22 protein-coding genes and 1 pseudogene are annotated in these 25,610 nt (G+C 49.0%); 10 read left to right on the plus strand and 13 right to left on the minus strand.

The window, feature by feature from the left end:
• Positions 1-55: 55 nt before the first annotated feature.
• Positions 56-1,258 (plus strand): cupin domain-containing protein, encoded by a 1,203-nt coding sequence (locus DFR27_RS03445; RefSeq protein WP_121876045.1) that lies wholly within the window; start codon positions 56-58, stop codon positions 1,256-1,258.
• A 69-nt stretch (positions 1,259-1,327) separates the two neighbouring features.
• Here the strand turns inward: DFR27_RS03445 and hemB are convergent, their stop codons facing one another.
• The 4 genes from hemB to DFR27_RS03465 form a co-directional block, all read right to left on the minus strand.
• Complete coding sequence (hemB, locus tag DFR27_RS03450; protein WP_121876046.1) at positions 1,328-2,335, minus strand: porphobilinogen synthase; 1,008 nt, start codon at positions 2,333-2,335, stop codon at positions 1,328-1,330.
• Position 2,336: 1 nt separating this feature from the next.
• Complete coding sequence (gene hemL / locus DFR27_RS03455) at positions 2,337-3,617, minus strand: glutamate-1-semialdehyde 2,1-aminomutase (protein ID WP_121876047.1); 1,281 nt, start codon at positions 3,615-3,617, stop codon at positions 2,337-2,339.
• A gap of 120 nt (positions 3,618-3,737) precedes the next feature.
• Positions 3,738-4,166, minus strand: coding sequence for a protoporphyrinogen oxidase HemJ (gene hemJ, locus DFR27_RS03460; RefSeq protein ID WP_281269005.1), 429 nt, complete (start codon positions 4,164-4,166; stop codon positions 3,738-3,740).
• A gap of 2 nt (positions 4,167-4,168) precedes the next feature.
• Positions 4,169-5,839 (minus strand): chloride channel protein, encoded by a 1,671-nt coding sequence (locus DFR27_RS03465; RefSeq protein WP_147434509.1) that lies wholly within the window; start codon positions 5,837-5,839, stop codon positions 4,169-4,171.
• 120 nt (positions 5,840-5,959) lie between these two features.
• Between DFR27_RS03465 and argC the strand changes: the two genes are divergently transcribed.
• The 4 genes from argC (at position 5,960) to erpA (ending at position 8,556) form a co-directional block, all read left to right on the plus strand.
• Complete coding sequence (gene argC / locus DFR27_RS03470; protein ID WP_121876049.1) at positions 5,960-6,988, plus strand: N-acetyl-gamma-glutamyl-phosphate reductase; 1,029 nt, start codon at positions 5,960-5,962, stop codon at positions 6,986-6,988.
• Positions 6,989-7,076: 88 nt separating this feature from the next.
• Positions 7,077-7,703 (plus strand): DUF6776 family protein, encoded by a 627-nt coding sequence (locus DFR27_RS03475; protein ID WP_147434510.1) that lies wholly within the window; start codon positions 7,077-7,079, stop codon positions 7,701-7,703.
• Between the two features lie 5 nt (positions 7,704-7,708).
• A complete protein-coding gene (locus DFR27_RS03480; RefSeq protein ID WP_121876051.1) occupies positions 7,709-8,134 on the plus strand; it encodes a bactofilin family protein in 426 nt (141 codons plus the stop codon).
• Between the two features lie 68 nt (positions 8,135-8,202).
• A complete protein-coding gene (erpA, locus tag DFR27_RS03485) occupies positions 8,203-8,556 on the plus strand; it encodes an iron-sulfur cluster insertion protein ErpA (protein WP_121876052.1) in 354 nt (117 codons plus the stop codon).
• Positions 8,557-8,903: 347 nt separating this feature from the next.
• On the opposite strand, the gene DFR27_RS03490 is transcribed toward erpA, so the two are convergent.
• From DFR27_RS03490 to DFR27_RS03505, 4 genes and pseudogenes are all read right to left on the minus strand, one after another.
• A complete protein-coding gene (locus DFR27_RS03490) occupies positions 8,904-9,962 on the minus strand; it encodes a hypothetical protein (RefSeq protein ID WP_121876053.1) in 1,059 nt (352 codons plus the stop codon).
• A gap of 169 nt (positions 9,963-10,131) precedes the next feature.
• A pseudogene (locus tag DFR27_RS03495) lies at positions 10,132-10,605 on the minus strand (IS66 family transposase); the annotation flags it as partial.
• Positions 10,606-11,159: 554 nt separating this feature from the next.
• The gene (locus tag DFR27_RS03500) at positions 11,160-12,260 is read right to left on the minus strand and encodes an anhydro-N-acetylmuramic acid kinase (protein ID WP_121876055.1); all 1,101 of its coding nucleotides are present in this window, start codon (positions 12,258-12,260) and stop codon (positions 11,160-11,162) included.
• Positions 12,257-13,777, minus strand: coding sequence for a peptidoglycan DD-metalloendopeptidase family protein (locus DFR27_RS03505; RefSeq protein WP_121876056.1), 1,521 nt, complete (start codon positions 13,775-13,777; stop codon positions 12,257-12,259). Before DFR27_RS03505 ends, DFR27_RS03500 begins: the two co-directional genes overlap by 4 nt.
• A 134-nt stretch (positions 13,778-13,911) precedes the next feature.
• On the opposite strand from DFR27_RS03505, the gene tyrS reads away from it, so the two are divergent.
• The gene (gene tyrS / locus DFR27_RS03510) at positions 13,912-15,222 is read left to right on the plus strand and encodes a tyrosine--tRNA ligase (RefSeq protein ID WP_121876057.1); all 1,311 of its coding nucleotides are present in this window, start codon (positions 13,912-13,914) and stop codon (positions 15,220-15,222) included.
• A gap of 230 nt (positions 15,223-15,452) precedes the next feature.
• On the opposite strand, the gene DFR27_RS03515 is transcribed toward tyrS, so the two are convergent.
• On the minus strand, positions 15,453-17,126 hold the full coding sequence (locus tag DFR27_RS03515) for a flavin monoamine oxidase family protein (RefSeq protein WP_121876058.1): 1,674 nt from the start codon (positions 17,124-17,126) through the stop codon (positions 15,453-15,455).
• 245 nt (positions 17,127-17,371) lie between these two features.
• On the minus strand, positions 17,372-17,917 hold the full coding sequence (locus DFR27_RS03520; protein WP_121876059.1) for a hypothetical protein: 546 nt from the start codon (positions 17,915-17,917) through the stop codon (positions 17,372-17,374).
• 180 nt (positions 17,918-18,097) lie between these two features.
• Between DFR27_RS03520 and pyk the strand changes: the two genes are divergently transcribed.
• Positions 18,098-19,525 (plus strand): pyruvate kinase, encoded by a 1,428-nt coding sequence (gene pyk / locus DFR27_RS03525; protein WP_121876060.1) that lies wholly within the window; start codon positions 18,098-18,100, stop codon positions 19,523-19,525.
• A gap of 345 nt (positions 19,526-19,870) precedes the next feature.
• Entirely contained in the window at positions 19,871-21,406 is a 1,536-nt protein-coding gene (locus tag DFR27_RS03530; RefSeq protein WP_121876061.1) for an MFS transporter, read from the plus strand.
• 219 nt (positions 21,407-21,625) lie between these two features.
• On the opposite strand, the gene DFR27_RS03535 is transcribed toward DFR27_RS03530, so the two are convergent.
• From DFR27_RS03535 to leuA, 3 genes are all read right to left on the minus strand, one after another.
• Complete coding sequence (locus DFR27_RS03535; protein WP_121876062.1) at positions 21,626-21,961, minus strand: hypothetical protein; 336 nt, start codon at positions 21,959-21,961, stop codon at positions 21,626-21,628.
• A gap of 247 nt (positions 21,962-22,208) precedes the next feature.
• Positions 22,209-22,688, minus strand: a complete 480-nt coding sequence (locus DFR27_RS03540) for a flavin reductase family protein (protein WP_121876063.1) — start codon at positions 22,686-22,688, stop codon at positions 22,209-22,211.
• 99 nt (positions 22,689-22,787) lie between these two features.
• Complete coding sequence (leuA, locus tag DFR27_RS03545) at positions 22,788-24,446, minus strand: 2-isopropylmalate synthase (RefSeq protein WP_121876064.1); 1,659 nt, start codon at positions 24,444-24,446, stop codon at positions 22,788-22,790.
• A 140-nt stretch (positions 24,447-24,586) separates the two neighbouring features.
• On the opposite strand from leuA, the gene DFR27_RS03550 reads away from it, so the two are divergent.
• Together DFR27_RS03550 and DFR27_RS03555 are read left to right on the plus strand one after the other, a co-directional pair.
• Positions 24,587-25,063 carry an Lrp/AsnC family transcriptional regulator gene (locus tag DFR27_RS03550; RefSeq protein WP_121876065.1) on the plus strand — a complete coding sequence of 159 codons (477 nt, stop codon included), beginning with the start codon at positions 24,587-24,589 and terminating at the stop codon, positions 25,061-25,063.
• Between the two features lie 62 nt (positions 25,064-25,125).
• Positions 25,126-25,542 (plus strand): DUF4399 domain-containing protein, encoded by a 417-nt coding sequence (locus DFR27_RS03555; RefSeq protein ID WP_245962591.1) that lies wholly within the window; start codon positions 25,126-25,128, stop codon positions 25,540-25,542.
• Positions 25,543-25,610: the final 68 nt, after the last annotated feature.

The raw sequence follows: 25,610 nt of genomic DNA on the forward strand, positions 1-25,610 counted from the left end.
CGCTGATCCCCTTTTTTATCACCGCTCCAAATAACTCACACTACAGGTTTAATTCATGGTCGCTAACACCAGTTCAGTCTTCAACAGCCTTTTCCCTAACGCGAAAGACCTTGAAGGCTTTCTCTCTGGAAAGTATCAAGCTGAACACCAGCGATTTATTGCCTCTGAGGCAAGTCTCAGCGCGCTGAATGCGGTCTTAGATATTGCCACGCTGGATGAATTACTGGCCAATGCACAAATGCCAGCATCTTCGATTGATATGGCTAGAGCAGATCGGCGAATGAAACGTGCTGAGTTCTGTTACGACAATGGCACAATTGATCTACGTGCGGTGATTCGTGAATACCGTGCTGGGGCAACCTTAATCCTCTCTCAGCTTCATGAAGCCGATACCAAGTTGGCGGATCTCTGTCGTCAGTTTGAGGCGGTCTTTAATTGCCATGTGCAAACCAATATCTATCTAACGCCACCAGGCTATCAGGGTTTTCGACCTCACTTTGACGCCCACGATGTCTTCGTTATGCAGGTTTCGGGCTCGAAGGCATGGAAGCTCTATGATCATCCAGTGAAATTGGCCTATCGTGGCGAACGATTTAATTCAAACGTACATAAACCCGGTGAGTTAACGGAAGAATTCACCATGGATGCGGGGGAAACCATCTATATCCCCAAGGGTGTAATGCACGATGCTTCGAACAATGGCGACGAGCCGTCACTGCACATCACGCTTGGACTGATTACTAAGAATTGGGCCGATTTAGTGATTGAGGCCGTTTCCGAGGTGGCGGTGAAGCATCCAGAATTTCGCCAGGCGTTACCGCCTCATTTCGCTACCGAGGGCTTTGATGATACGGAAGCGAAAGCTCACTTTAAAACCTTGATTGATATTATCGCTAAAGAAGCCAATTTGGAGCACGCATTGGATTACTTTGCGGGCGATTTTATTCAGCGACAAAAACCGGATATTCGAGGTGGACTGCTGGATGCCGTCTTTGCGCCAGATAAGGTGAAACCATCGCAACACTACAAGCTTCGTGACAACTATCTGGCGCAGTATTTTGAAGACGGGGATCGGCTAACATTGGTATCGCCCGGTGGTCATATGCATTTTGAGCTATCTGCGAGTGCCGCCCTAGACGAGGTGCTTCGCAGCGAGCAATTTGTAGCCTCGGACCTTCCGGGTTTAGCCGAGGAAGAGCAGTATGCATTGGTGGCGAAGCTAGCCGCGGCCAGTGTGATTCAACTGGTTGAGGAATAAAGGCCAGAACGCTCGCGGTTCAAGCGCCGTCCTGGGCGATTCATCCGCGAGCACACGCTAAGCCCTAGTTTAGCGGTTGAGCAGTTCAGCGGCAGCTTCGGCGTAGTAGCTGAGAATTCCATCGGCGCCGGCGCGTTTGAATGCCATCAAACTCTCCATCATAACAGCCTCGCCATTTAGCCAACCATTTGCGGCGGCGGCTTGGTGCATCGCATACTCACCGGAAACCTGATAGGCAAACGTTGGTGCCGCTAGTTCGTCCTTAACGCGACGCACTACATCAAGATAGGGCATTCCCGGCTTAACCATAATCATGTCCGCGCCTTCTTGAAGGTCCAAAGCACATTCATGCAGTGCTTCATTGAGGTTAGCGGGATCCATTTGATAGTTGGCTTTGCTTCCACCCTTCAAATTTGCCGCGGAACCCACGGCGTCTCGGAATGGCCCGTAATAGGCCGAGGCATATTTGGCGCTATAGGCCATGATGGCGGTATTACAAAAACCGTGAGTTTCTAAAGCACCACGAATAGCGCCTATGCGACCATCCATCATGTCCGACGGCGCGACCACATCAGCACCGGCTTCAGCATGTGAAATAGCCTGCTTTACCAACACGTCAACGGTGACATCATTGAGTACATAACCGCTGTCATCAATGATGCCGTCTTGGCCATGGGTGGTGAAAGGGTCAAGTGCAACATCGGTCATAATGCCCAGTTCAGGAACGGCATCCTTGAGGCTTTTAATTGCGCGCTGTGCTAGTCCGTCTTTGTTGAACGCTTCATCACCGTGAAGGCTTTTCACCTTGCTAGGTGTCACGGGAAATAACGCCAGTGCAGGAACGCCAAGGGAGTGAAGGTGTTTTGCCTTCTTCACCAGTAAATCAATACTTAAACGCTCAATGCCTGGCATTGAGGCAATGGCTTCGCGTTGATTGGTGCCTTCCAGTACAAACACAGGAAAGATCAAGTCGTGTGGCGTTAGCGTGTTCTCTCGCATTAGCTGACGACTGAAGGCATTCGCTCTTAATCGACGAGGTCGAGTTGCTGGAAAAGGACCGCGGGTGAACTGTACCATTTTAGATTCGCTCCATTGCTCTGTCTGCGGCCGCGATGGTGGCGTCAATATCTTCGTTAGTGTGAGCCTGTGACATGAAACCAGCCTCGAAACAGGCAGGTGCTAAGTAGACACCTTCCTCTAGCATGGCGTGGAAGAAACGGTTGAAGCGATCGTTGTCGCCGCTCATGACTTGCTGGTAATTAGTGACCTTATCGGCTTCGTTGAAGAAGAAACCAAACATTGAGCCAGCTGAGTTGGTTGTGAACGGGATGCCGTGTTTGTCGGCAGCGGCTTGTACACCAGCGACGAGACGCTGCGTTTTACGATTCAGTTCATCGTAGAAGCCTTCGGCAGCAATCAGCTCAAGTGTTTTTAGTCCTGCCGCCATGGCAACGGGGTTGCCCGAGAGCGTTCCCGCTTGATAGACCGGGCCAAGCGGAGCAATGTGCTCCATGATTTCGCGCTTACCGCCGAATGCGCCAACTGGCATACCACCACCAATGACTTTACCTAAACACGTGAGGTCAGCTTGAACGCCGTAGTGTCCCTGAGCGCCGGTTAGCGACACCCTGAATCCCGTCATCACCTCGTCAATGATCAATACTGCTCCGGTTTCGTCACACACTTCACGAAGGCATTCTAGGAAGCCAGGAATTGGTGGAATGCAGTTCATATTACCGGCTACGGGTTCAACGATAATTGCCGCAATACTGTTCCCCTGTTCAGCAAACAAGGTGCGCACTGCGTCAATATTGTTGTACTCCAGGGTGAGGGTGTATTTAGCGAGGTCGGCGGGCACGCCCGGCGAGTTAGGAACGCCTAGCGTAAGAGCTCCAGAGCCCGCTTTAACTAGCAGCGAGTCTGAGTGGCCGTGGTAGCAGCCTTCGAATTTAACAATTTTATCTCGGCCAGTATAACCACGGGCAAGACGGATGGCGCTCATGGTGGCCTCAGTGCCAGAGCTGACCATACGAACCATATCCATGCCAGGGAAAATCTCACAGACTTTATCGGCTAGGGTGGTCTCAATTTCCGTTGGAGCGCCAAAGGACAGGCCATCTTGGGCCTTTTCAATGACCGCCGAGATCACCGCCGGGTGAGCGTGACCTAGTACCATAGGGCCCCAAGACTGAACATAATCAATATAACGTTTGCCATCGGCATCATACGCATAAGCGCCAGCAGCTTTCTCAAAGAAAACGGGCGTGCCGCCAACGGCTTTAAAGGCGCGAACGGGGGAGTTTACACCACCGGGAATGTGGCGTTGGGCCGAGCTAAATAGACTGTCAGAACGAGACATAAAAATCCTAAAACGAGTAAGAAACGTGAGTTAATAGTTAGCATTATCGCCTGTAAAAACCTGCTTTGCTAGCCGAGTTTATAAGTGCCAGATTTAGTGCGATGGGCATTGCCTTCAGCGCTAAAAGGGCTTTATGACAGCTAGAAATATAATGGCGATTAGCGCCAATACGGGTGCTTCATTAAAGAAACGAAAGAACACGTGATTACGCTGGTTTTTATCGGCGGCAAACTGCTTAATGAAGTAGCCGCAGCTGAAGTGATAAATAACGAGTAATGATACTAACAGCAGCTTAGCATGAACCCATCCCTGTTGAAGCCAGGCGGGGTTCACCATCAACATAGCAATGCCGAACACCAGTGTGGCAATCATTGATGGCGTACCGATGCCGCGATAGAGTTTGCGCTCCATAATCTTAAACCGCTCTCTGCCCACTTCGTCTTCCGCCGCGGCGTGATAAACGAACAAACGTGGTAGGTAAAACAGCACTGCAAACCAACAAACCATGGCGATGAGGTGCAACGCTTTGTAACTTAAATAAGCCGTCACGACTATTCCTTAAATTTAGATTCGATGCCAGATTTAGTGATGATACCAAGCACTTCGCCACGCAGCTTACCGTGCAAGCGGCGAACGAGTGCGATGTCGGCATCATGCTTTTTCATTCCCTTGAGGATATCCCAAGCGGAGGCGGTAATGTTAGTGTTCACAATATTCTGTTTTGGTAAGGCTGAACTGATGTCCGATTGACCATCATGTTTTTCCAGCAGTGGTTCAAATAGATTACGGCGCATCACATGAATAGGTTCACCGGCGAGCGTCATGACAATCCACTTTGGTTTATCTTCGCTAAATTGTTGTAGCAGGGTTGCGGAATGGTTCTCGTCGCGAAAATCCTCCAGCCGAATTGAGCTGCATTTACGTGACATCACCCGGCTTGCCGGCGTAGCCAGTGCCCACCTTCGCCAAGGTGTCTGTTCTTTGGCGGGGCGCTCGAATACACCGGGTTGTTTAAGTACTTCGCGGCAAACAATATTGGCTACCACAATGGAGGCCATGGTTGGCATGAGTACATCGGGTGCGTAGGTCAGTTCGAGTACGGCGGTCAAGGCGGATAAGGGGGCATTGAGAACCGCGCTCATCACCGTGCCCATAAAAATAATTACATAGCTTGAAACCGCAATATCGGCGCCGCCACCACTCAACTGCTCAAGAATGCCGCCGAGGCAGGCACCAATAAACAGGGTGGACGCTATAAGTCCGCCGGGCATCCCTAAGCCAGTAACCAACGGCGTTAGCAGTAACTTTCCAAGTAATAAACCAACCAGCAGGGCAATAGGTAAGAAGCCATCAAGGTTGGCTTGCACCACGTCATAACCTACACCCGTCACCTGAGGGTAAAAGTAGACCACCGCAGCGGTGATGAGTCCGATGAAGGTGAAGCGAGCGATAGGTGTGTAATGGTGATATTCGCGTGCTCGCCGATGAATTGCGACGAAAGCGGCTGAGATAATCCCCGCCAAAATGGCCCCGAGGAGTAACCAAAGGGTATCGTCCATTTCTACGCTGGTTAGGACGGGAACCAGAAATGCCGGATCGTCACCGTACACAAGCCGAGATAGTGCGGTGGCTGAAGTAGCCGCGACAATGATGGGGAATAGACCCGCGGCCGTATATTCCATGAGAATCACTTCCATAGCGAAAATGACCCCCGCGATTGGCGTATTAAATGACGCACCAATGGCTGCCGCCACACCACACCCAGCAAGTAAGCGAAGTTGGGGTGACGATAGCATAAGCCAGCGGCCAATCCCGGCGCTGGTGGCGGCCCCGAGATGAACCGCAGGACCTTCTCGGCCTACTGCTTGACCACTTGCGATGGCAGCGGCACCACCGAATAATTGTACGAAGGTGTTGCGCCAGCTAAACACGCCGCCACGATGCGCGAGGGTTTCTAATACATAGCCAACGCTGACCTTTTGGGCATCTTTCGGCACAAAATGGAACACCAGCCCAATCAATATGGCACCAATTAATGGGATCAACGCGGCGATTTCGCGGCTGTATTCGGCGAAGTGCGTGTCCGTGTTGTTGCTAATTAACAGTGAATAGTCGACTAAACTTCGAAAGGCAATGATAATAGCGGCAGAGGCTATACCGCTGATGAGGCCAAATATTAAAAGCTGAGGCCACGATTGAACATCTCGTAATCGAGCGCTCATTCGTGTGAAAAAGCTTAAAATATTAGCGGTGCTCACGTTATGATAGGACTCATTAAAATTAATCTCCCCTGATTATAAAGGGTAGCTTACAAATAAGAAGCGAAATATTTCGAGGTTGCTGTGCTTAAAGTTGGAATTGTAGGTGCTACGGGATACACCGGAGCTGAATTATTAAGAATTCTATCAAACCACAATGGGGTTCAAGTTGTACTGATCACCTCCAGAGCAGAGCAAGGTAAGCCCGTAGCGGAGCTTTATCCCAATCTCCGCCAGCACTGCGATCTGGTTTTTGAAGCTCCCACCGCGGAAAAAATTAGCTTACTGGATGTTGTTTTCTTCGCTACACCACATGGGGTTGCACAGTCCATGATGACGGACATCGCCAAACACGATGTAGTGGTCATTGATCTCTCAGCGGACTTTCGTATTCGCGATCAGGCGGTTTGGGAACAGTGGTACCAGCAACCGCATGGTGCGCCAGCACTTATAAAAGAGGCAGTCTATGGCCTCCCTGAATTCAATCGTAAAGATATTCGTACGGCAGATATTATTGCCTGTCCGGGGTGCTATCCAACGTCCGTGCAGTTGGGGCTGAAGCCACTTCTAGAGCAGGGTGCTATTGAACTGGACAATATTATTGTCAATGCGGCGTCCGGTGTCACCGGTGCAGGGCGCAGTGCAAAGGTAGCGAACCTCTTCACGGAAGTTCATGACTCATTCAAAGCCTACGGAAGCACCGGACACCGCCATCTTCCCGAAATTAAGCAGGGCTTGTCGGATATGGCTGGCGAGTATGTTGACCTGACCTTCGTGCCTCATTTACTGCCCATGGCGCGCGGTATTCACGCGACTATTTACGTGCGTCTAACTCGTCAAATTGATGTTCAGAAGGTGTACAGTGAGGCTTACGCGGATGAGCCTTTCGTTGATGTTCTTCCCGCGGGAAGCCACCCTGAGACTCGTTCAGTTAAAGGCACCAATACCTGTCGACTTGCGGTAAACAGGGCGCCCGAAGGAAACACCTTGGTTGTCATGTCGGTCATTGATAATCTTTGCAAAGGCGCTGCGGGACAGGCAATTCAGTGTATGAATATTCGTTTTGGCCTTCCTGAAAATGAGGGGCTGGAAGCTGCAGCTCTGATGCCGTAGGACACTGACAGTGATCAAACGAAATAGAAAGCCTTTCAAGCCCTTAGTGACTGCTCGCTCGCTCAAGGCTGAGGTGGGGCGGTATATAGTGTATTTAGTCATTATTTCAGCGTGTCTGATGTTGGCTTTCTTTACCGGCTACCAGACCTCAGATGCCGCGCTGACTCAGTCGCAACAACACGTGGCGACCTTGACAACAACCTTAGAGCAACAGCAGGCTAAATTGCAGGTAGCCCAGGAGCGCGCTGCGGCGGCTAGTTTAGCTAGGTCAGTGGCCGAGTCAGCCAATCAGCAATCACGTGAGGAAATGGTTAAGCTTCAGGCTGAGGTTTCAGAGCTATCGCAGTTGGTCAATTATTATCGCAGTCTCATGGATTCCAGCAGTAATTCCGGGGTGAACTTCGGTAACGCTGAGCTTCGGCCCGCCTTAGATGGCTCGTGGACGCTATCGGCGATGGTGCACCAAGTGGCTACCCAGCATCAAGTTGTTCGTGGCGAACTGGTAGCTCATCTTGTGAGTACCAACGAGGAGGGGGTGTATGAACGAGCCGAAATTGGTAGGATTAATCTGAGTTTTCGATATTTCCAACGCTATGTCACGGAAATTCAGCTACCGGATGGTATGGTAGCGAAAGAAGTAGAATTAAGCTTGATGGTCCGTGGCGAGGAGCCTAAATTGCTCTCCGTTGAATGGCCTGTAGTCATCGAGGAATAAATATAATGAGAATGAGAAAACAAAAGAGTGCCTCGCACGTTACGCTAATTGCTCAGGGGACTGAGATTAAGGGTGATATCGAGTTTGCCGGAGCAGTGCAAGTTGAAGGGAAGGTAAAAGGCAGCTTGCGCGCCACTAATGCGGACACCGCATCGGTGATGATCGTCAAAGGTGCTGAAGTCGTGGGTGATATCACGGCTCCTGAAGTGATGATTAATGGTCAGGTTCGTGGCGATGTTTACGCCTCAGTTCGGGTAGAATTAGCACCAGACGCGCGCATCGAAGGGGATGTACGTTATCGGATGCTAGAAATGCTTGGCGGCGCCCAGATTAATGGTTCGCTGATTCATGAGGAGCATCAAGGTCAGCTGCCGGCCCCGGCCGCTAAAGCGAGCGATGAAGCACAAAAAGACGACTCGATAGCGGAATAAACTTAGTTGACTAAAATACTAGGTTATGTCCATAATCGCCGTCCACAAAACTTGTTGAGAGACGATGTATGTCTGTTGCTGAAACCTTCGAACCTACACCACTAATCGTTACGGATAATACCGTTGCGAAAGTGCGCGAGCTTGTTGAAGAAGAAGGTAATCCTGATCTGAAACTGCGGGTTTTTGTAACGGGCGGCGGCTGCTCCGGTTTCCAATATGGTTTCTCTTTCGATGAGGCGGTAGAAGAGGATGATACGCCAATTGAGGTGGGCGGCGTAACGGTTGTCTTGGACGCTATGTCTTACCCCTACTTGGTAGGCTCTATTGTGGATTACGAAGAGGGTCTTCAGGGTTCTCGATTTGTGGTGAACAACCCACTGGCAACGGCGACCTGCGGTTGCGGCGCGAGCTTCTCCATATAGCATGATGGTGTAAGCGCACGTGTTCGCGTTGCTAGCCCCTATTCATCCTGAGTGATTACGTCCTAAACTGCTAACCCGTTGATTCTAATGGGTTTTAGTTGTGATAATCGACGTAAGATCAATTTTGCGGTACCTCTTAGGCACCACATTTCAGACCCTGTGCGGTACCTGTGTTCTAGCGTCGATTGTATAGGGGCGCAAAATTAAATCAATCTTGGTGAAGGCAGTGTAGTTCTATGATCGGATAGTGGGTCAGTGAACAATGGATAGTATAAGCGCTTCTTTGTGAAGCGCATTTGAATGGCATTGTCGTTCAGCCTGGTTGCAAACGACCGTCTCTAAAGTGTTCAGAAATGAATGTTTAATACTGTGCAACCTGTTTCGTCCTGTGCGCCCCGGTATTTATCTCTTCTGCAAAAATCGAGGATGATTCGATTTTCGAAATCGACTCGATAGAACCACTCGGTATCAACATGTTGCCTGATACGTTGCGGATTGTTCAGTTGGTAACCATTGTAAAGTGCAAACCAAACATGTTGATCAAGTGCCATGAGGTTTTCGAAGTCGTAGACGACATTCTCTTCACCGTTAGTACCTGGGTCAGAGATATTATCGCCGCCGCAGTTGTAGGCAGTTCCAGGGACGTACGCCATTCGCTGCAAATCCATATTCCACCGAAGATTAACGCGACTTCCATCGGGAAAATAATAAGAATTAGTTGAATACGATGCCAGCATCTCAGGGTTTGCCAAAATACCAACTACCTGTAAGTTGGAAATAGCACCTACCGCAGAGGATATAATGGCATCACCGTATCCAGAGATATTAAGTGACATGTCCGTCTCGACTTTACTTCTTATGCTCGAATTGGTGAGGAAATTATACGCATTCCAAGAATTTGGGTTTCGTACGTCTCCGCGGTGGTCTACTGTGCCCGGTTCAGCAGTTGCGTCAATACCTGTACAAACACCGTAGCCGTAGCCGGATGTCGGCGCAAGGGTGTAGATGTTGGGAGTTGTATAGGTGTATGCAGCGCTTTCGTCAGCGACAAATGAACCGTCCACAAGAAAAAAAGCGGGTAAGTTAGAAAAAAAATCGACGAAGGGGCCGTAAGCATTTTTATAGGCCGCGAGTGCGTTGTTCTGCTCTTGAGTCCATTCTACAGGCACGACAGAACCACCAAAGAGTCGCCGATATTTATACATCTCGAAATTTACGGCATCAATTACTATGACGAATCCGTAATACGGCGCTTCTGCGTTTGCTTTATTCGTGACTTGAAGAGGAGAGCAGTCGTCACAATTAACGTATGCAGTTGTTAAATCCACGGAGCCTATTCTAGCGTGGGCACACGAAATTACACAGAAGGAAATTAAAGATACAGCTAAAGATTGCAGTTTATTCATAATCCAATAAGTCCTTTTATTAAAAAATATGTCCTGCCATGAGATGGTAGTGCTAACTTATGTTTAGTTCAAATGAAAGAATATCAGGTCTGTAATACAAAAATTGTCTCGGTACCATGATGTAAGGGCTTAAATATTAAAATTCACAACAATCCAGCCATACTCACATCTACACTGACCGCATCAGGATACAACGCTTGCAACTCTGCATACGCATCGTCGATGAGTGCGCCGTCGTTTCGATCAGACTGTAGAGCAGCGCTGAAGATTGTGCACCACGCACTGAATTCGAGAATAACCAGTTCTGGCGGCCGATCACAAACGGACGAATCGCATTCTCAGCCGCATTATTGTTGATGGGCCAGTCGCCGTTTTCAATGTAGCACGTCGCGAGCTCCCAGTACTTGAGTGCATAGGCCAGGGCCTCACCCAACTTGCTCTTATGGAGTACCTTCGGTGTGGTCTTCTCGAGCCAAGCCTTGATGCCCTGAATCACTGGCGGTGATTCCTGTTGGCGCACACCGTAGCGTTCGTCACTGCTCAATCCTTTCGCTTTGGCTTCGATAGCGTAAAGTTTTTTCAGTTGACTAACCATGTATTGTGCCCGGTTGGTGCCTGGCTTCTTATCCTTATCTAAAACGGGTTGAAACGTTCGACTTCTTGGGTTTTACCCGCTACATGGGACGAATGCGAAATGGTGAATACACGGTAATGAGAAAGACCATGCGTAAACGGGTTTACGGATCGATCAAGCGAATAAGAATGGAACTGAGGAGGAGACTTCACGAAAACCCTCATAAAACAGGGAAATGGTTGAAGTCAGTGGTTCAGGGCCATATCAACTACTATGGCGTACCGTTTAATAGTAGGGCGCTTAGTCTATTTGTTGAAGAGGTTAAGAAGAGTTGGCTCAAATCGCTAAGACGAAGAAGCCAGCGACACCGACTTAACTGGGACAGGTTTGACCCCGTGGTTCGCTATTGGATTCCCTCACCGAGAATAGTGCACTTACATCCCAATCAACGCTTTTACGTTAAGACCTGAGGTAGGAGCCGTATACGTTAGTAGCGTACGTACGGATCTGTGCGGGGGGTGGCCAGTAATGGCCATTCCTACCGTTCCCGATTCTATTGGTGTGTCTTCGTGTGCGTAAATTCTAAACGAATGCTTGATGTGTCACCAATTTGAGGCTACTGATTATCCCGCGGGATAGATTCCACCTAGAATAACGTTGTCTTGCGCCCCCGTTACACTCGAGCAATTGCCTGGCAACGACGCCAAACAACGCTGCGCAAGCCAAGCAAAAACCAGCGCTTCCATAAAGTCGGGGTCAATGCCAATTTGTCCCGTATTGCGGATCACCGCCGAACTATTCGTCTTCGTCAAAGCGTGTTTCAACCCCTGTATCACGCTGTCATTCTTTACCCCGCCGCCAAATACCCAGATGTCTTGAATTTGAGGTAATACTGAGAGCGCTGAAGCGATGCTCTGAACAGTGAGTTCAGTAGCTGTGGCGACAGCATCCTCCGGGCTAAGCGCTACGCCGTGTTGACCCAACCAATCGAGGTTGAAATACTCGGGGCCCGTACTCTTCGGCGCTGGGCGCTTAAAGTAAGGATCTTCAAGCAGTACCCTCAAAGACCCGGAGTGAACTTCGCCACGTTGCGCGATATCACCATTGCGGTCGAACTCGGAATCGAAATACTTCTGGCAGAGATGATTGATAAGAATGTTGGCTGGACCCGTGTCATAGCCAACAAGGCGATGATGCTCATCTCGAAAAGCAATATTAGCAATACCGCCAAGGTTTAGCGTTAGCCAACTATTGCCTTGGAATAACTCACCATGGAAAGCTGGAACTAGCGGCGCCCCCTGACCTCCAGCGGCTATGTCTTTACTTCTAAAGTCGGCGACAACCGTGATACCAGTATGATGCGCCAGCGTACTTGGGCAGCCAATCTGTAGGCTAAATGGCGTGCTGGCATTTGGACGATGGCGAATAGTCTGGCCATGGCTGCCAATGGCGGTGATCTCTGCGGCGGAAAGTTGCTGCTCGGCGATCAGCTGTTGAATGCACTCGGCGGCAAATTCGCTCCAGTGAATGGCCGCTGTGGCCATCGATTCAAGATGATTGTCCTGTTCGGATGCCAGCGCAGAGAGTTGTTTTGCTAACGGTGCAGGAAAGCTATAGGTCTGGGCGAATTCAATGGCCCATTTAGACGGCGTTTCAAAGGTGGCACAAACAACATCGAGCCCATCCAGGCTAGTACCTGACATGAGCCCAATGAAACGTTTCACGGCGCTACCGCAACTTGTTGTTCGACCGCTGCGCCGTCCTGAAGCAGGGCAAGCAAGCCAGCTGTTTGCAGTCTAAAACGTTCAAATTCGTCGGCGCCAATTGGTTCTGCTTCGGGCAGGTCTACGGTGACGGGATTACGCACTACGCCGTTGACATAGAATTCATAGTGTAGGTGAGGGCCACTGGCTAAGCCGGATGAACCAACGTAGCCAATTACCTGTCCCTGTCTAACGCGCGAGCCCTCGCGAATCCCTCGCGCAAAACGGCTCTGGTGGGCATACAGTGTTTTGTAGGTTTCGCCATGCTGAATGATGATGACATTACCCCAGCCGCCTTTAACGCCGGCGAAACTAACACGGCCATCGCCGGCTGAGCGAATGGGCGTGCCACGATCCGCTGCGTAGTCAACGCCCTTGTGAGCGCGGATAGTATGCAGAATGGGATGACGGCGATTAAGGTTGAAATGTGAGCTAATTCTACGGAAGTCGACTGGTGTGCGCAGGAAAGCCTTGCGCATACTTCGGCCATCGGGCGCATGATAAGCGGTATCGCCATTGGTATCTGTGTAACGCACTGCTTGAAGGTGGCGCCCTCGATTGTCGAAGCTCGCGGCGACGATATCGCCGTCACCAATAAATTCACCATCCAGATATAGCTTCTCGTACACTACTTTAAATTGATCGTTCTCACGAATATCTAGGGCAAAATCGATATCCCAACCGAATATATTGGCAAGTTCCATGGTCAAGCGGTCGGAGATGCCCACCCGCGTTGCAGCGAGGAACAAGGAGTTGCTAATAGTTGCCGAGGCGCTTTCATAACGAATGTCTGGCTGAAGTGTTACCAGCTCAACATCGTAGCTTTCCGTATCCGTTGGGCTAACCGTGGCCATTAAGTAATTCAGCTGATCATAGATTAGCTTCACTTGCATGACGTGCCCGTCTTGAATGTCGAACCACAGTTCTTGGCCAACATTCAAATCGGTAAACTGATTGATCTCGCCACCCTGATTAGTGAATAGGTAAACGTCTCTATCGGAGAGGTTTGCCCGGTAAAAAAGCTTTGATAGGTTATCGCCGTCTTCTACGCTAAATCGCTGCCATGAATCGGGTGCCGCTTCCACAGGAGGTGTGCCGATAGGATTGTTTTCGGCCGCTTCGTCATTGAGCTCACTAGGCGAATTTTCGCGCTCCGTGCTGCTGTCAGTGGTTTCAGTGATAGTAGCCGGTGACGAGTCAGTGCCAGAGCCTGGCTGGATAACAATGGTGCGCATGCTTCCGTCGTTACTGCTATCGGGCGCTGAGTCAGGCCAATTGAACAGTAATCCTACAACGAGCAAACAGCTGAAGATAACCCAGAATCGTTTTGGGTCAAGACGGTAGGCAGCTTGAATTCTCTGCCAGTAAATGGTGTTGAAAGCGTGCTTCGCGCGCGCAAATAATGACGGACCAGTACGGCTTGATTTGGACCGTTGTTTATTGCGAACAGCCTGCGGACGGCGCTTCTTTGTTGTCATGTTTGCCTCAGATACTTCTTTTTCTAACCGTTTATATCAAAACTTGGCGCGTAACCCTAGTAATGGCTTGTAATTAAATGCATATACGGTATGTTTGCAAGCTTGAAATTGAACGATTAGGTAACACAATCCCCATGTCAAATCCAAGCAATGCTCTCTTAGCCGACTTAGCAGCTCGCGGTCTACTCAATCAGATGACAGGCGATGACGCTCTGCATGAACATCTTAACACGGGAATGCGTACGCTCTACTGTGGCTTCGATCCAACTGCGGATTCACTTCACATTGGTAGCTTAGTGCCACTGTTAACACTAAAGCGTTTTCAGGAAGCGGGCCACAAACCCATTGCATTAGTGGGTGGTGCCACGGGGCTTATTGGCGATCCGAGCTTCAAGGCTCAAGAGCGCCAGCTTAACACCGCTGAGGTGGTATCCCAGTGGGTTGATAGGCTGAAAGCGCAGGTGTCGCAGTTTATTGACTTTGACGCTGAAGAAAAAGCGGCCTTGGTAGTGAATAACCTTGATTGGACGAAAGACCTTAACGTCCTCGACTTCCTTCGTGATGTGGGCAAGCACTTTTCCATCAATAATATGATCAACAAAGAGTCGGTAAAGCAGCGCATTGACCGCGAAGGTGCAGGTATATCATTTACCGAGTTTACCTATATGTTGCTTCAGTCCTACGATTTTGCTGAGTTGTATCAGCGCCACGATTGCACACTGCAGATTGGTGGTTCGGATCAATGGGGGAATATTACGGGTGGGATTGATCTAGCTCGCCGTATGCACCGAGGATCAGTATTCGGTCTAACCTTACCGTTAGTGACCAAGTCTGATGGTACTAAATTCGGTAAAACCGAATCAGGTACCATTTGGCTGGATGCGAAGAAAACCTCTCCATATGCTTTCTACCAATTCTGGCTTAACACTGCCGATGCGGACGTATATAAGTTCCTCAAGTACTTCACTTTCCTAAGTGTTGCTGAAATTGACGCGATTGAAGCGGAAGATCAAGCTCGTCAGGGGCGTCCAGAAGCTCAATCAGTGTTAGCGCGAGAAGTGACTCAGTTAGTTCATGGTGAAGCAGCGCTTAACGCCGCATTGCGTATTACTGAAGCCCTTTTTAGTGGTGATTTGAGTAGCCTAGATGCCTCGGACTTCGAGCAGTTAAGCCAAGACGGCTTGCCCTCTTCTGAGTTAACGGCTGCGAGCTTCGACGATCAGAGCTTAATTGCGCTGCTGGTGGATGCCGGAATGGCAAATTCAGGCAAGCAGGTGAAAGATGCGCTGGGGCGTGCTGCGGTGATTGTTAATGGCGTGGCGGTAGAACCGAGCGCGAATGCTGAGCCTGCATCCGTGTTAAACGCCAACGCGGCAATGCACGGTAAATACTTGATGGTGAAATTAGGTAAGAAAAAGCACCATCTATTCGTTTTGGCTGGATAGTAAAAGCGTCAACGTGGCACGGTACTAAGGAACTTGGTCTGGGTGCGGTACTAAGCAACTTCGTATTGGTACGGTACTAAGCAATTTGGTCTGGGGGCGGTACTAAGCAACTTCGTATTGGTACAGTGCTAAGTAACTTGGCCTGGGTGCGGTAATACATGCTTCATCTGGGTGGGTTATAAAAAAGGGAAGGCTAATAGCCTTCCCTTTTTTTATGGGTTAAAGCGGTATTAATTAGTCTGCGCTATGTAAGTCGCAACGCGCTCACCCGAGACAATACCACCTTCCATGAAGCCCCAGGTTTCACGGTCTGTTCCTTCACCTGCAAACATTAGATTACCTTCGTCTTCGAAGAGTGCGCCCCACCAAGAGGTGTAGTGACCAATTCGAGGAGAGGTAAACGAACCATTTACTAACGGATGATCATACCAGTTAGAGACAATGGCGTTGCCAGTGAAGGCATTTTGCGCGCCAGGCCAGATCTGCTCGAAATCATTGAGAAGGCGATTCACATCCTGGCTGCCCGCGGCGCCGAAGATTTCGCTCCCGCCTAAGTTCTTACCGCGAACACCGCCGGTGTAGTTGACCAGAATACCCTTTTCGCTATCACTTGCTGGGTTACCTTCCCAGGTGGTGACAAACTCGTCAGGGTCTGAGTAAGAAATCGCTGACTGGTGAACTTCCTGGCCGTTGATGGTTTGCGTTTGATTGAAGATCTTCGTGTCGAATTCAACATGGATCTTACCGTTGTCGCCGCCAGCAATATTCTGCAGTGCTTCAACACGCTTCGGATGCATGCCCGCAAGAATACGTGGGTCCCACTGAACGTCACGGTTCTTCCAAGCCGGCAGTGCCATAACGAGGCGGTCACAGTCCACAACGCTGCCATCTTCGAAGGTCAGCGAGTATGGGCCCTGCGCTTTACCATTCACGGCAACAAGCTTCTTGCCAGTGTGGATGCGATCATGACCAATTTGATCCGCCATCTTTTGGATGACCGTGTTGTTACCACCAACGATATGGAAACGCTCATCGGTACCGGCTAAAGGAAGGCCTCCCGAACCGCGGTTAGTCCAGCCTAGGGTGTAAATCAGGTTGAGTGCAGGGCAATCATCCTTTAGGCCATATTCAGAGACGACGTTAGTCATCATTAGTTGGTGAGCCCAGTTATTGCTGCCTAGGCCCGCATCGTTTAGGTATTGCTCAGTGCTCATCCAGTCAAACTTTTGGTGCGCTGCCGTATTGACGTCCCAAGTTGGCTGCCAAGGCGCTGCCTGTTGGTCGCGCTTAAATAGTTCGTAAAGGCCACCTTGCCATTCACGGTCAAGATCATGCTCATTATAGAGCTTACCGTTGATGAGGTAGGTTTCTTCCATTCCATCCGGAAGCTTGTTGGCATCCTCAAGACCAATACTCAAGGTGTTACAAAGGTTACGAAGTGCAGTGTGCTCTGTTGACACTAGCTCGCCACCCCATTCAATAACGCGGCCGTCAAAGGCGGTTGAGCTTGAATGCATGCGGCCACCTAAACGGTCGCTGCCTTCATAGAGGTCTGCCTCAATGTTATATTGACGAAGGCGGTGAGCGGTTCGAACACCTGCTGCGCCGGCGCCAATGATGACAATCTTAGGCTGCTTTTTGTTCGGGCGATTTCCGTTATTGATCACATTCGCCATGGCAGGGGTTGCTGAGCTTGCGGCAACGGCGCCCGCGGCTAAGCCTGCTTGCTGTAAAAACTTGCGTCGCTCGTTCCGCTCCACAGTCTGCTTGTGGACCTGCTTTTGAACTTCCTTATCCTTCGCGAGTATCTCGGAGCTATCCTTTCCTGTGCGCTCAGCTTCAATATGTGCTGCGTGCACTCGCTGAAGCATTCGAGCTAAGGGGTTACGATTAATCTTTCTCATAAACTCTCTTTCCTTATCATTAACGATTTTTTGATCTACCGTTTTCTTGGGTTAAATTAGTGGAATGTGATCAAATTTAGGAGTCTATAGTTGCATATTCAATCATTTGTTTAGTTCTTGATACTAAATGTGAGCTGCGTCACGTTACTGGCTAGGTGTTGTGATTTGGGGCGATGTTTGTGTAGGGGCGATGTTCTTTATAGGGGGCGAGCGTCACAAAACGGTCAGCGCTGCCCTTAAGTTGGTTAGTGCGCATGTTGGGTAAGCCATTGATCTTCAATGAGACACCACCGGTAGAGTAGTTCGCTCAGCTGACGGTATGGGCCGGCGCAAAGCGGTAATGCTAAGCGGCTATGTTGGCTCAATGGCAGTAGGTAATTATGTAAAAGGTGATGTTGTTCGTGAAGCGGATTGTGCAGCGAGAGGTCCGTCATAATGGCTAATAGCTGAGATAGCGAAGTGGTTGAGTGGTCTGACTCAGGACCGTCGTAATTAGCAACAATCCAAGCCTTGATTTGGGTTGATAGAGGTGTGGTAGCAAAGTGCTCAAAGGGTAGTAAGCTTGATTCAAAGCAGTGGTGAGCTTTTTCCCACATTCCTATTGATAGCCTTTCACCAGCGTTGATGAATCTTTCGAAGCAGTTACTTAGCGAATTGCTGTTTAACGCTTCATTGACCAATGGGTGGATATTAAGGGCTGAGAATTTTCGTGTTGGCACGATGTCCACCCAAGATTTAAACCAATCGTAGATTAGCGCTCGGCTGTCATTGAGGTGCACTGAGGGCGACATTAACTTGCTCATTATAGGAGTTTAGTTGTTTATTCTTTTGGTACTTTTATTTTTCCTGTAAAAAAATTACAATAAGGGCTAATGCAAATTGAGATATATTAAAAAATCGCTGAAACGCCGATATTAAAGGGCGTCATTGATTGATTATCTTGTAATTTTATTACCTTTAAGGTTGTCTGAATGCGAAATACCAAGATTGTAGCTACGTTAGGCCCCGCAACGAGTGACTACGAAACGTTAAAAAGCCTCATCGCCGCTGGTGCTAACGTCGTGCGTTTGAATTTCTCCCATGGGGAACCCGCGGATCACGAGGATCGAGTCACTAAGGTTCGTAAGGCATCCGCCGAACTGGGTGTTCATGTGGCAATTTTGGGTGACCTGCAAGGGCCAAAGATTCGTATCGCTCGGTTCGCTGAGGGCTCAGTGGTTTTGGAAGAAGGCGCAGAGTTTTCCCTTCGCACGGACATGGATAAAACCGCCGGAGATAGTCAGGCCGTAGCGGTAGACTATGAAGCGTTGATTACCGATTGTGATCCTGGTGATCGTCTGCTGTTAGATGATGGTAGAGTAGTACTCGTTGTAAAGGAAAAACTGGCCACTGAGCTTAAATGTGAAGTGGTTGTTGCGGGTAAGCTATCTAATAACAAAGGTATCAACAAAGAAGGTGGTGGTCTTTCCGCCGCAGCACTTACCGAAAAGGACTACGCCGATATTGAATTGGCTGCTTCGCTAGATGTGGATTATCTAGCGGTCTCATTTCCACGAACTGGCGCTGATTTGGAAGATGCTCGCCAGCGTATGAATGCAGCCGGCGGCAATGCATTGATTGTCGCAAAAATAGAGCGTGCGGAAGTGGTTGCAACACCTGAGGCAATGACTGATGTTATCTCAGCATCGGATGTGGTGATGGTGGCTCGCGGTGACTTGGCGGTTGAAATTGGTGATGCAGCTCTGCCTGGTGCACAGAAGAAGATTATTGAGCGCTCTCGAAAATTAGGCGTACCTGTTATTACGGCTACCCAGATGATGGAGTCAATGATGGATGCGCCGGCACCCACTCGTGCTGAGGTCCTTGACGTGGCGAACGCTGTTCTGGATGGTACCGATGCCGTGATGCTATCCGGAGAAACGGCAGCAGGTCGCTATCCCATTGAAACAGTTACTGCCATGGCATCAGTGATTGAGGGCACTGAGGCGTACGAGCCGCAAGCTATTCGCGACGAAGCGCTCCACAAGGATTCCGGACAGGTAGATGAAGCTATTGCCAATGCAGCCATGTACACCGCTCGCCACATGGGCACAATCAAAGTGGTTGCGAATATGACGGAGTCGGGTCATACCGCTTCATTAATGTCTCGCGTAACCGGTGCGCTGCCTATTGTTGCTTTCTGTCGTCGTAAACGTGTAGCTAACCGCTTAGCGCTGTTGCGCAATGTGACGCCAATATTAATTAGCGCCGATGAAATGGTTTCCGATACTCGGGCCGAAATGGTAACGCATGCGCTTAACCAGCGCGGCTGGGTTCAGCCTGGTGAGCAGTTCATTCTGACTTATGGCAGTGTTAATCGCCCTGGTGGCACCAATAATATGAAAATCATCACCGTTTAGTTAGGGTGTAATGTTTGTAAGTGCTTGCTAACTTAGCATTGCATATAGAAAACGACTTGTGAATCTGCGCTTAAGCCTAGCGCTAGACTCCAAGTCGTTTTTTTTTGCCGCGCACACACGTAATTGTAGTAGGTAAGGAATTCTGCTTTCCCGTCGCTACTTAGTGAAATAATTCGGAGAATTTAATTCAGTCGAGACGGCCGTTAGTCCCGTAAATTTCGTCGGGTAGAGCTTCGAACTAAGAATTATGCTTTTTTGGTAGTCTGTGCCGCGTTAGTATCACGGGGTATTTTTTTAACGATAACAATAACGATAACGATAAGTACTGTTAAGTGCGGAGAGATTATGTCGAATGACAATTCACGATTGAACGATGCCGTCAATGCGGCACGTGATGTTAAGCAGCTAGGACTATTTGCATCGATAGCGTCACTGAGCTACGTATTTTGGGTAGTGGGTGGAATGGAGCTGGTAGAGCGCTTAGCCTACTATGGCGTGCGTGCTACGGCGCCTATTTATGCCACAACTGCCGAATCAGAGGGTGGATTAGGCATCACTATGACGGCGCTCGGCTCAATCTTTGTAGTGTGGTCCATTATTCAGTCATTGATTCCGGTGTTAACTGGCGGGCTGTCGGACCGTTACGGCTATAAAGAAACGATCTTTGTCTCGACCATTCTCAAAATGGTGGCCTATGTCATTATGGCGTTGTTTCCCACCTACTGGGGCTTCTTTGCGGGAGCGGTAATGCTGGCGTTAGGTACCGGCGTATTCAAGCCCGGTATTCAAGGCACGCTAGTGATGTCTACCAATCGAGAGAACTCCTCGATGGCCTGGGGGATTTTTTATCAGACGGTAAATATTGGTGGCGCTATGGCACCAGTTGTCGCCGGTGCATTACGTCAACTTGATTGGCAGTTCGTCTTCATAGCCTGTACTGCGATCATCGCCTGTAACTTACTGCTGTTACTTACCTATAAGGAAGTTGGTAAGGAGGAGCGTTTGGCCCGAAAAGCGGCAGCGGTAGAGCAGACTAGCTTGGTGAGAGAGTCGCTAAAAGAGTTAGCGAACCCTCCACTAATGATGTATCTCATCGTTTTCTCCGGCTTCTGGTTTATGTTCATGTCGTTGTTCGATGTTTTGCCGGTGCATATTGCGGAATGGGTTGATACCTCTACGATCGTCAGTACCATTTGGTCTGATGGCTCAACGCCGGGCCCTATCGCGACAAAACTCATGGTCTTGGATAACGATGGTACGCGCGTTCTTCCAGAGGGTTTAGTTAACATTAATGCGATGTTGATTATGACTGTTTGCTTTCTGTTCGCTTGGATTTCTTCGAAGTTTAAAGCCATTAGTGCAATTACACTTGGAACTATCATGAGCTCGGGTGCGCTGCTAGCAATTGGCGGCTTTAATTATGCTTGGTTCGTGGCGTTAGCGATTACTACCTTTAGTATCGGCGAAATGCTATCAAGTCCGAAATTCTCCGAGTACCTGGGTAATATGGCGCCTCGTGGTAAGAAGGCGATGTATTTGGGATTTTCTCAATTTCCACTATTTATAGGCTGGACGTTGGAAAGTTGGTTGGGGCCTTGGATGTACGATCGCTGGGCGTCAAAGGATAATATTTCTAGAGACTACCTATTGAGTAATGGAGTAAGCGCTAGTGAGGTTGAGGCTATCCCAATTGGTGAAGCATTTTATCGCCTAGTAGACTTCACTGGCATGGAGTCACTGGCGGCTCAGGAGATGCTCTATCAGGCTAATGATATCGGTTTAGTTTGGTACATTATGGGAACAGTAGGCCTGTTATCAGCTTTCGGCATGTTCCTATACGGGCGTTGGATGATGAGTCTTCAGGCTTCTATAGGAGAATAAGTTCTAGTTCATTAGAATCACAAAAAGCCGCATTTTTTAATGCGGCTTTTTAGTAATGGGAATAACGGCTTAACACTAACTCAAGCTTGCTCTATTACTCAGTAAGCTATTTTAATAGCGCAAAAAAAAGCGCCCCAAACTGGGGCGCAAGTGATATCTCCGTGGGGGGAGATAAGAAGTGGAGCTTAACGAGGTTTGGGGGACCCTCGTTAAACTCGCTTAAGCTTTCTCGCTGAACACATTGACAATCAGCCAGATAATTCCAATCACAAACAACGCAGGGAGTATCGCTGGAAGTAATGCGATTGAGCATGCAATTAACACCGAAAAGATCACCACTACCGCAACGCTTCCTAGCACCACAGCGAGTAGAATTCCCACACCTATCAAAATGGCAATGGCGAAGATCACAGCAATCGCGGCAACAAATGGCTCGAGAGCACCGAAGTCTCCTGATATGCCTGATATGTGAATATGGCTACTACCGATATTGCTGACAGCTACCAATGCGCTGACAACGAATAAAACCATGAGAATCCATTTTAATGCGTTCATTATTCCTGTCCTTTTTTAGGCTCCTTTTCTATTTGACGTCTTAGGGATTAGTTTGGATGCAGTTTAATTGAAAGTATTTTTTACAGAGGGGGTTGAGGTGCAAGCGTGGATGGAAGGCTTAAGAACTGAAGAATGGTGGTCGCAGCGGCGATAGCTAATCGAATAGTTATGCACCGCGCTTAACGCGTAAATAAGCTGTAATGAGGAATGAACTATTTAGCTAAAGATACCCTAGGGAAGGAACCCATCAGCCGAGCTGGCTGAAATCGCCACGATGGAAGGTTAAGGTTGAGGCGGGGTTGATTTCCACCGCTTCAATTTCTGACACAAGGATAACGTGATCACCGCCATCGTAGCGGTTGTAGGCTTTACACTGAAAACGCGCAACAAAGTCCTTCAGCATAGGAATGCCGTGTTGGTTGACTTCGGTATCGGCGGCCGCGAACTTATCGGCACCCGGCGTGGCAAAAGTGAGGCATAGCTCTTTTTGCTTGGCATTGAGGACATGAATGACCGTATGCGAAGCTTGATTAAAGGCTTCAAAGGCATGCGCTTCACGACCGACACTCCAAAGAACAAGTGCGGGTTCTAACGAAACGCTATTAAAGCTTGAGACAGTCATGCCAATAGGCTGTTGGTCGGCGTCAAGAGCCGTCACAATTGTTACGCCGGTAGGGAACTGGCCCAACGCCTCGCGTAGAAGTTGACTGTCAATTGTGCTGCTCATTTGTGCTCCGTCAGTGCCTCGTTAATTAGGGCGACTATTAAAATCCCGCGCAGTATACCACGTGCAAATCAAATGGCGATGGTTGCTTGGAGTCCAAGCCTAAGCAATAGCCGCAGCCCGATGAGCAACGGCTGAAATAATAGCTTGGAAGCCGGCACCCATAACATCTTGGCTTCGACCAATACCAATTGAGCTGACGCCGTCTATTTCTGCTTCCACGTAACAAATCGCTTCCGCACTGGCGGCGGATTGAAGTGCATGCTCGTGGTATTGCTTAATGTTGATCTGGCAATCTAAGGAATGGCTCAGCGCCAAACAAAGGGCTTCGAGCGCACCGCCACCAGTAGCTTGGATGGTAAGCGGTTCGTCGTTAACCTTAAGTAGCGCATCGATGGCTGTTTGCTCATCGGCATTCTTAATGTTGTAACTCGTTAGTTGATAATTGGCCAGCGAACCAAAATGCTGCCAGAGTAACTCGTAAAGTAGTTCGCCAGAGACCTCACGACCTGACTGATCAGTGACCTTCTGCACGATCTGACTGAATTTAATTTGTAGCCAACGTGGCAGTCTAACGCCGAATTCTCGCTCAAGCAGGTAGGCAATACCGCCTTTGCCCGACTGGCTATTTACTCGAATAACGGCTTCGTAGTCTCTACCTAAATCTGCGGGATCAATGGGAAGGTAGGCAATATCCCATGGTTGATCGTCTTTCTGTATAGCTAAGCACTTTTTAATGGCGTCTTGATGGCTGCCAGAGAATGCGGTGTAGACTAAATCTCCCACCCATGGATGACGGGGGTGGCGGGGTAGTTGAGTGCAGCGCTCGAACACTTCGAGGTGCTGTTCAATGCTACCTAAATTAAGTTCGGGATCAATGCCTTGGCTATATAGGTTCATGGCCAAAGTAATAATGTCCATGTTGCCGGTGCGTTCACCGTTACCTAAGATTGTACCTTCTATACGGTCGGCACCAGCGAGTAACGCCATTTCCGATGCGGCCACGGCGCAACCGCGGTCATTGTGAGTGTGGACGCTTAGCTTCACCGCCTGGCGATGTTTTAAGTGACGAGACGCATACTCGATTTGATCGGCGAACACATTAGGGGTATTGGTTTCTACGGTTGCCGGAAGGTTGATAATACAGGGGCGCTGTGGCGTAGGCTGCCAAATGTCAATCACGTGGTTACATACGGTGACGGCGAAGTCTACTTCAGTACCGGTAAAACTCTCAGGGCTATATTGGAATTGCCATTGGGTTTGCGGATAGGCCACAGCGCCTTCCATAACCCACTGAGCCCCCTGTTTTGCAATGTCAATGATACCTGCCTTATCTAACTTGAAGACCTTCTCACGTTGGACGATGGAAGTAGAGTTGTAGACGTGGATAATTGCTTTCGTCACACCTGATAATGCTTCATAGGTTTTGTCAATCAGGTGCTTGCGGGCCTGAACGAGTACTTGGATGGTGACATCCGCAGGAATGCGATTTTCATCGATAAGACGACGGCAGAACTCAAATTCCGTTTGCGACGCTGAAGGGAAACCTATCTCAATCTGTTTGAATCCCAGCTCAACTAAACTGCTAAACATCTCCAATTTTTGTTCCACTGACATTGGTTCAATCAGCGCCTGATTACCATCACGCAGGTCTACGCTACACCAGATAGGCGCGTGACTTAGGTCTGCATCCGGCCACTTGCGATCGGCAAGCTTGAAGGTTGGCATAGGGCGGTATTTTTGATGATTGAAGCCTGACATCGGAGATGGTCCATTAATAGTGTGAAATAAAATCAGATTATAGCTTAGTTATGGAGGTGAACGAATCGCCTATTTTTAATAATTTTGCTATTATTTGGTGAATAAACTCACTATTTCTACTTTTATTAGGTTATTTAACTATGGATAAGTTAGATAAAAAGATACTTTCTATTCTTCAAACAGATGGTTCGATAACGAATATCGAGTTAGCAGAACGGGTAGGCCTTTCACCAACGCCCTGTGCAAGGCGTGTTAAGCAGTTAGAGGAAGCTGGGTATATCGCCAAATGCGTAATGCTTTTAGATCGTAAGCGGTTAGGACTTGGTTTGACGGCCTATTTGCACGTGGTACTCGAGCGCCATACCCGCGATCACTTCGAACGCTTCGAAACGGCGTTGGAGCAGTTTGATGAGGTAGTTGAATGCGCACTGATCACTGGGCAAGACGCCGATTACCTTTTGAAAGTAGTGGTACCGGACTTAGACTACTATCAACGTTTCCTGCTAAATAATTTAACGGAAATTGAAGGAGTGAAGGGTGTTCAGAGTTCCTTTGTGCTGCAAACTCCGATCTCCAGCACTCAGTTACCACTAAAACATCTGACCGATGAGCTTTGAGTTACCAAACTCGGATCCAAAACGAAGGTCCTAACGAATACTTGTTTAAGAGAGGAATAATGATGACTAAACTATTTTTACAATTTGGATTGATGCTCTCGGTGTTTGCTTCTGGTCTCACCTTGGCTGCAAGCCCTTCTGCTGATGACGTTGAACTCTACATTGTCACACCGGCGGATAATGCAACGGTCACCTCGCCCGTTAAGGTGGTATTCGGGCTCAGCGGTATGGGTGTGGCTCCTGCGGGTGTTGAACGTGCTAATACAGGGCATCATCACTTGCTGATTGATCATGATGAGTTACCAGAGCCAGGGAAGCCAATGGGCGGCGATGTGCGCCACTTTGGGGGTGGTCAAACTGAGGTTGAATTGACCTTAGAACCTGGTCAACACACCCTTCAGCTCATCTTAGGAGATCATTTTCATGTGCCTCACGAGCCAATGGTAGTTTCTAAGAAAATCACCATTTTTGTGGAGTAACCATCTATAGATTGCTAGCGAGGTGTCATCGATAATGGCCTCGTTGGCCTCGTTGGCCTCGTTGGCCT

This window comes from Umboniibacter marinipuniceus (assembly GCF_003688415.1).
Lineage (GTDB): Bacteria > Pseudomonadota > Gammaproteobacteria > Pseudomonadales > DSM-25080 > Umboniibacter > Umboniibacter marinipuniceus.

Coding starts and splice junctions, on each gene's coding strand:
- DFR27_RS03445 (WP_121876045.1), top strand. CDS start 56: ATGGTCGCTAACACCAGTTCAGTCTTCAACAGCCTTTTCCCTAACGCG.
- hemB (WP_121876046.1), bottom strand. CDS start 2,335: ATGGTACAGTTCACCCGCGGTCCTTTTCCAGCAACTCGACCTCGTCGA.
- hemL (WP_121876047.1), bottom strand. CDS start 3,617: ATGTCTCGTTCTGACAGTCTATTTAGCTCGGCCCAACGCCACATTCCC.
- DFR27_RS03465 (WP_147434509.1), bottom strand. CDS start 5,839: ATGAGCGCTCGATTACGAGATGTTCAATCGTGGCCTCAGCTTTTAATA.
- DFR27_RS03480 (WP_121876051.1), top strand. CDS start 7,709: ATGAGAATGAGAAAACAAAAGAGTGCCTCGCACGTTACGCTAATTGCT.
- erpA (WP_121876052.1), top strand. CDS start 8,203: ATGTCTGTTGCTGAAACCTTCGAACCTACACCACTAATCGTTACGGAT.
- DFR27_RS03490 (WP_121876053.1), bottom strand. CDS start 9,962: ATGAATAAACTGCAATCTTTAGCTGTATCTTTAATTTCCTTCTGTGTA.
- DFR27_RS03505 (WP_121876056.1), bottom strand. CDS start 13,777: ATGACAACAAAGAAGCGCCGTCCGCAGGCTGTTCGCAATAAACAACGG.
- tyrS (WP_121876057.1), top strand. CDS start 13,912: ATGTCAAATCCAAGCAATGCTCTCTTAGCCGACTTAGCAGCTCGCGGT.
- DFR27_RS03515 (WP_121876058.1), bottom strand. CDS start 17,126: ATGAGAAAGATTAATCGTAACCCCTTAGCTCGAATGCTTCAGCGAGTG.
- DFR27_RS03520 (WP_121876059.1), bottom strand. CDS start 17,917: ATGTCGCCCTCAGTGCACCTCAATGACAGCCGAGCGCTAATCTACGAT.
- pyk (WP_121876060.1), top strand. CDS start 18,098: ATGCGAAATACCAAGATTGTAGCTACGTTAGGCCCCGCAACGAGTGAC.
- DFR27_RS03530 (WP_121876061.1), top strand. CDS start 19,871: ATGTCGAATGACAATTCACGATTGAACGATGCCGTCAATGCGGCACGT.
- DFR27_RS03535 (WP_121876062.1), bottom strand. CDS start 21,961: ATGAACGCATTAAAATGGATTCTCATGGTTTTATTCGTTGTCAGCGCA.
- DFR27_RS03540 (WP_121876063.1), bottom strand. CDS start 22,688: ATGAGCAGCACAATTGACAGTCAACTTCTACGCGAGGCGTTGGGCCAG.
- leuA (WP_121876064.1), bottom strand. CDS start 24,446: ATGTCAGGCTTCAATCATCAAAAATACCGCCCTATGCCAACCTTCAAG.
- DFR27_RS03550 (WP_121876065.1), top strand. CDS start 24,587: ATGGATAAGTTAGATAAAAAGATACTTTCTATTCTTCAAACAGATGGT.
- DFR27_RS03555 (WP_245962591.1), top strand. CDS start 25,126: ATGACTAAACTATTTTTACAATTTGGATTGATGCTCTCGGTGTTTGCT.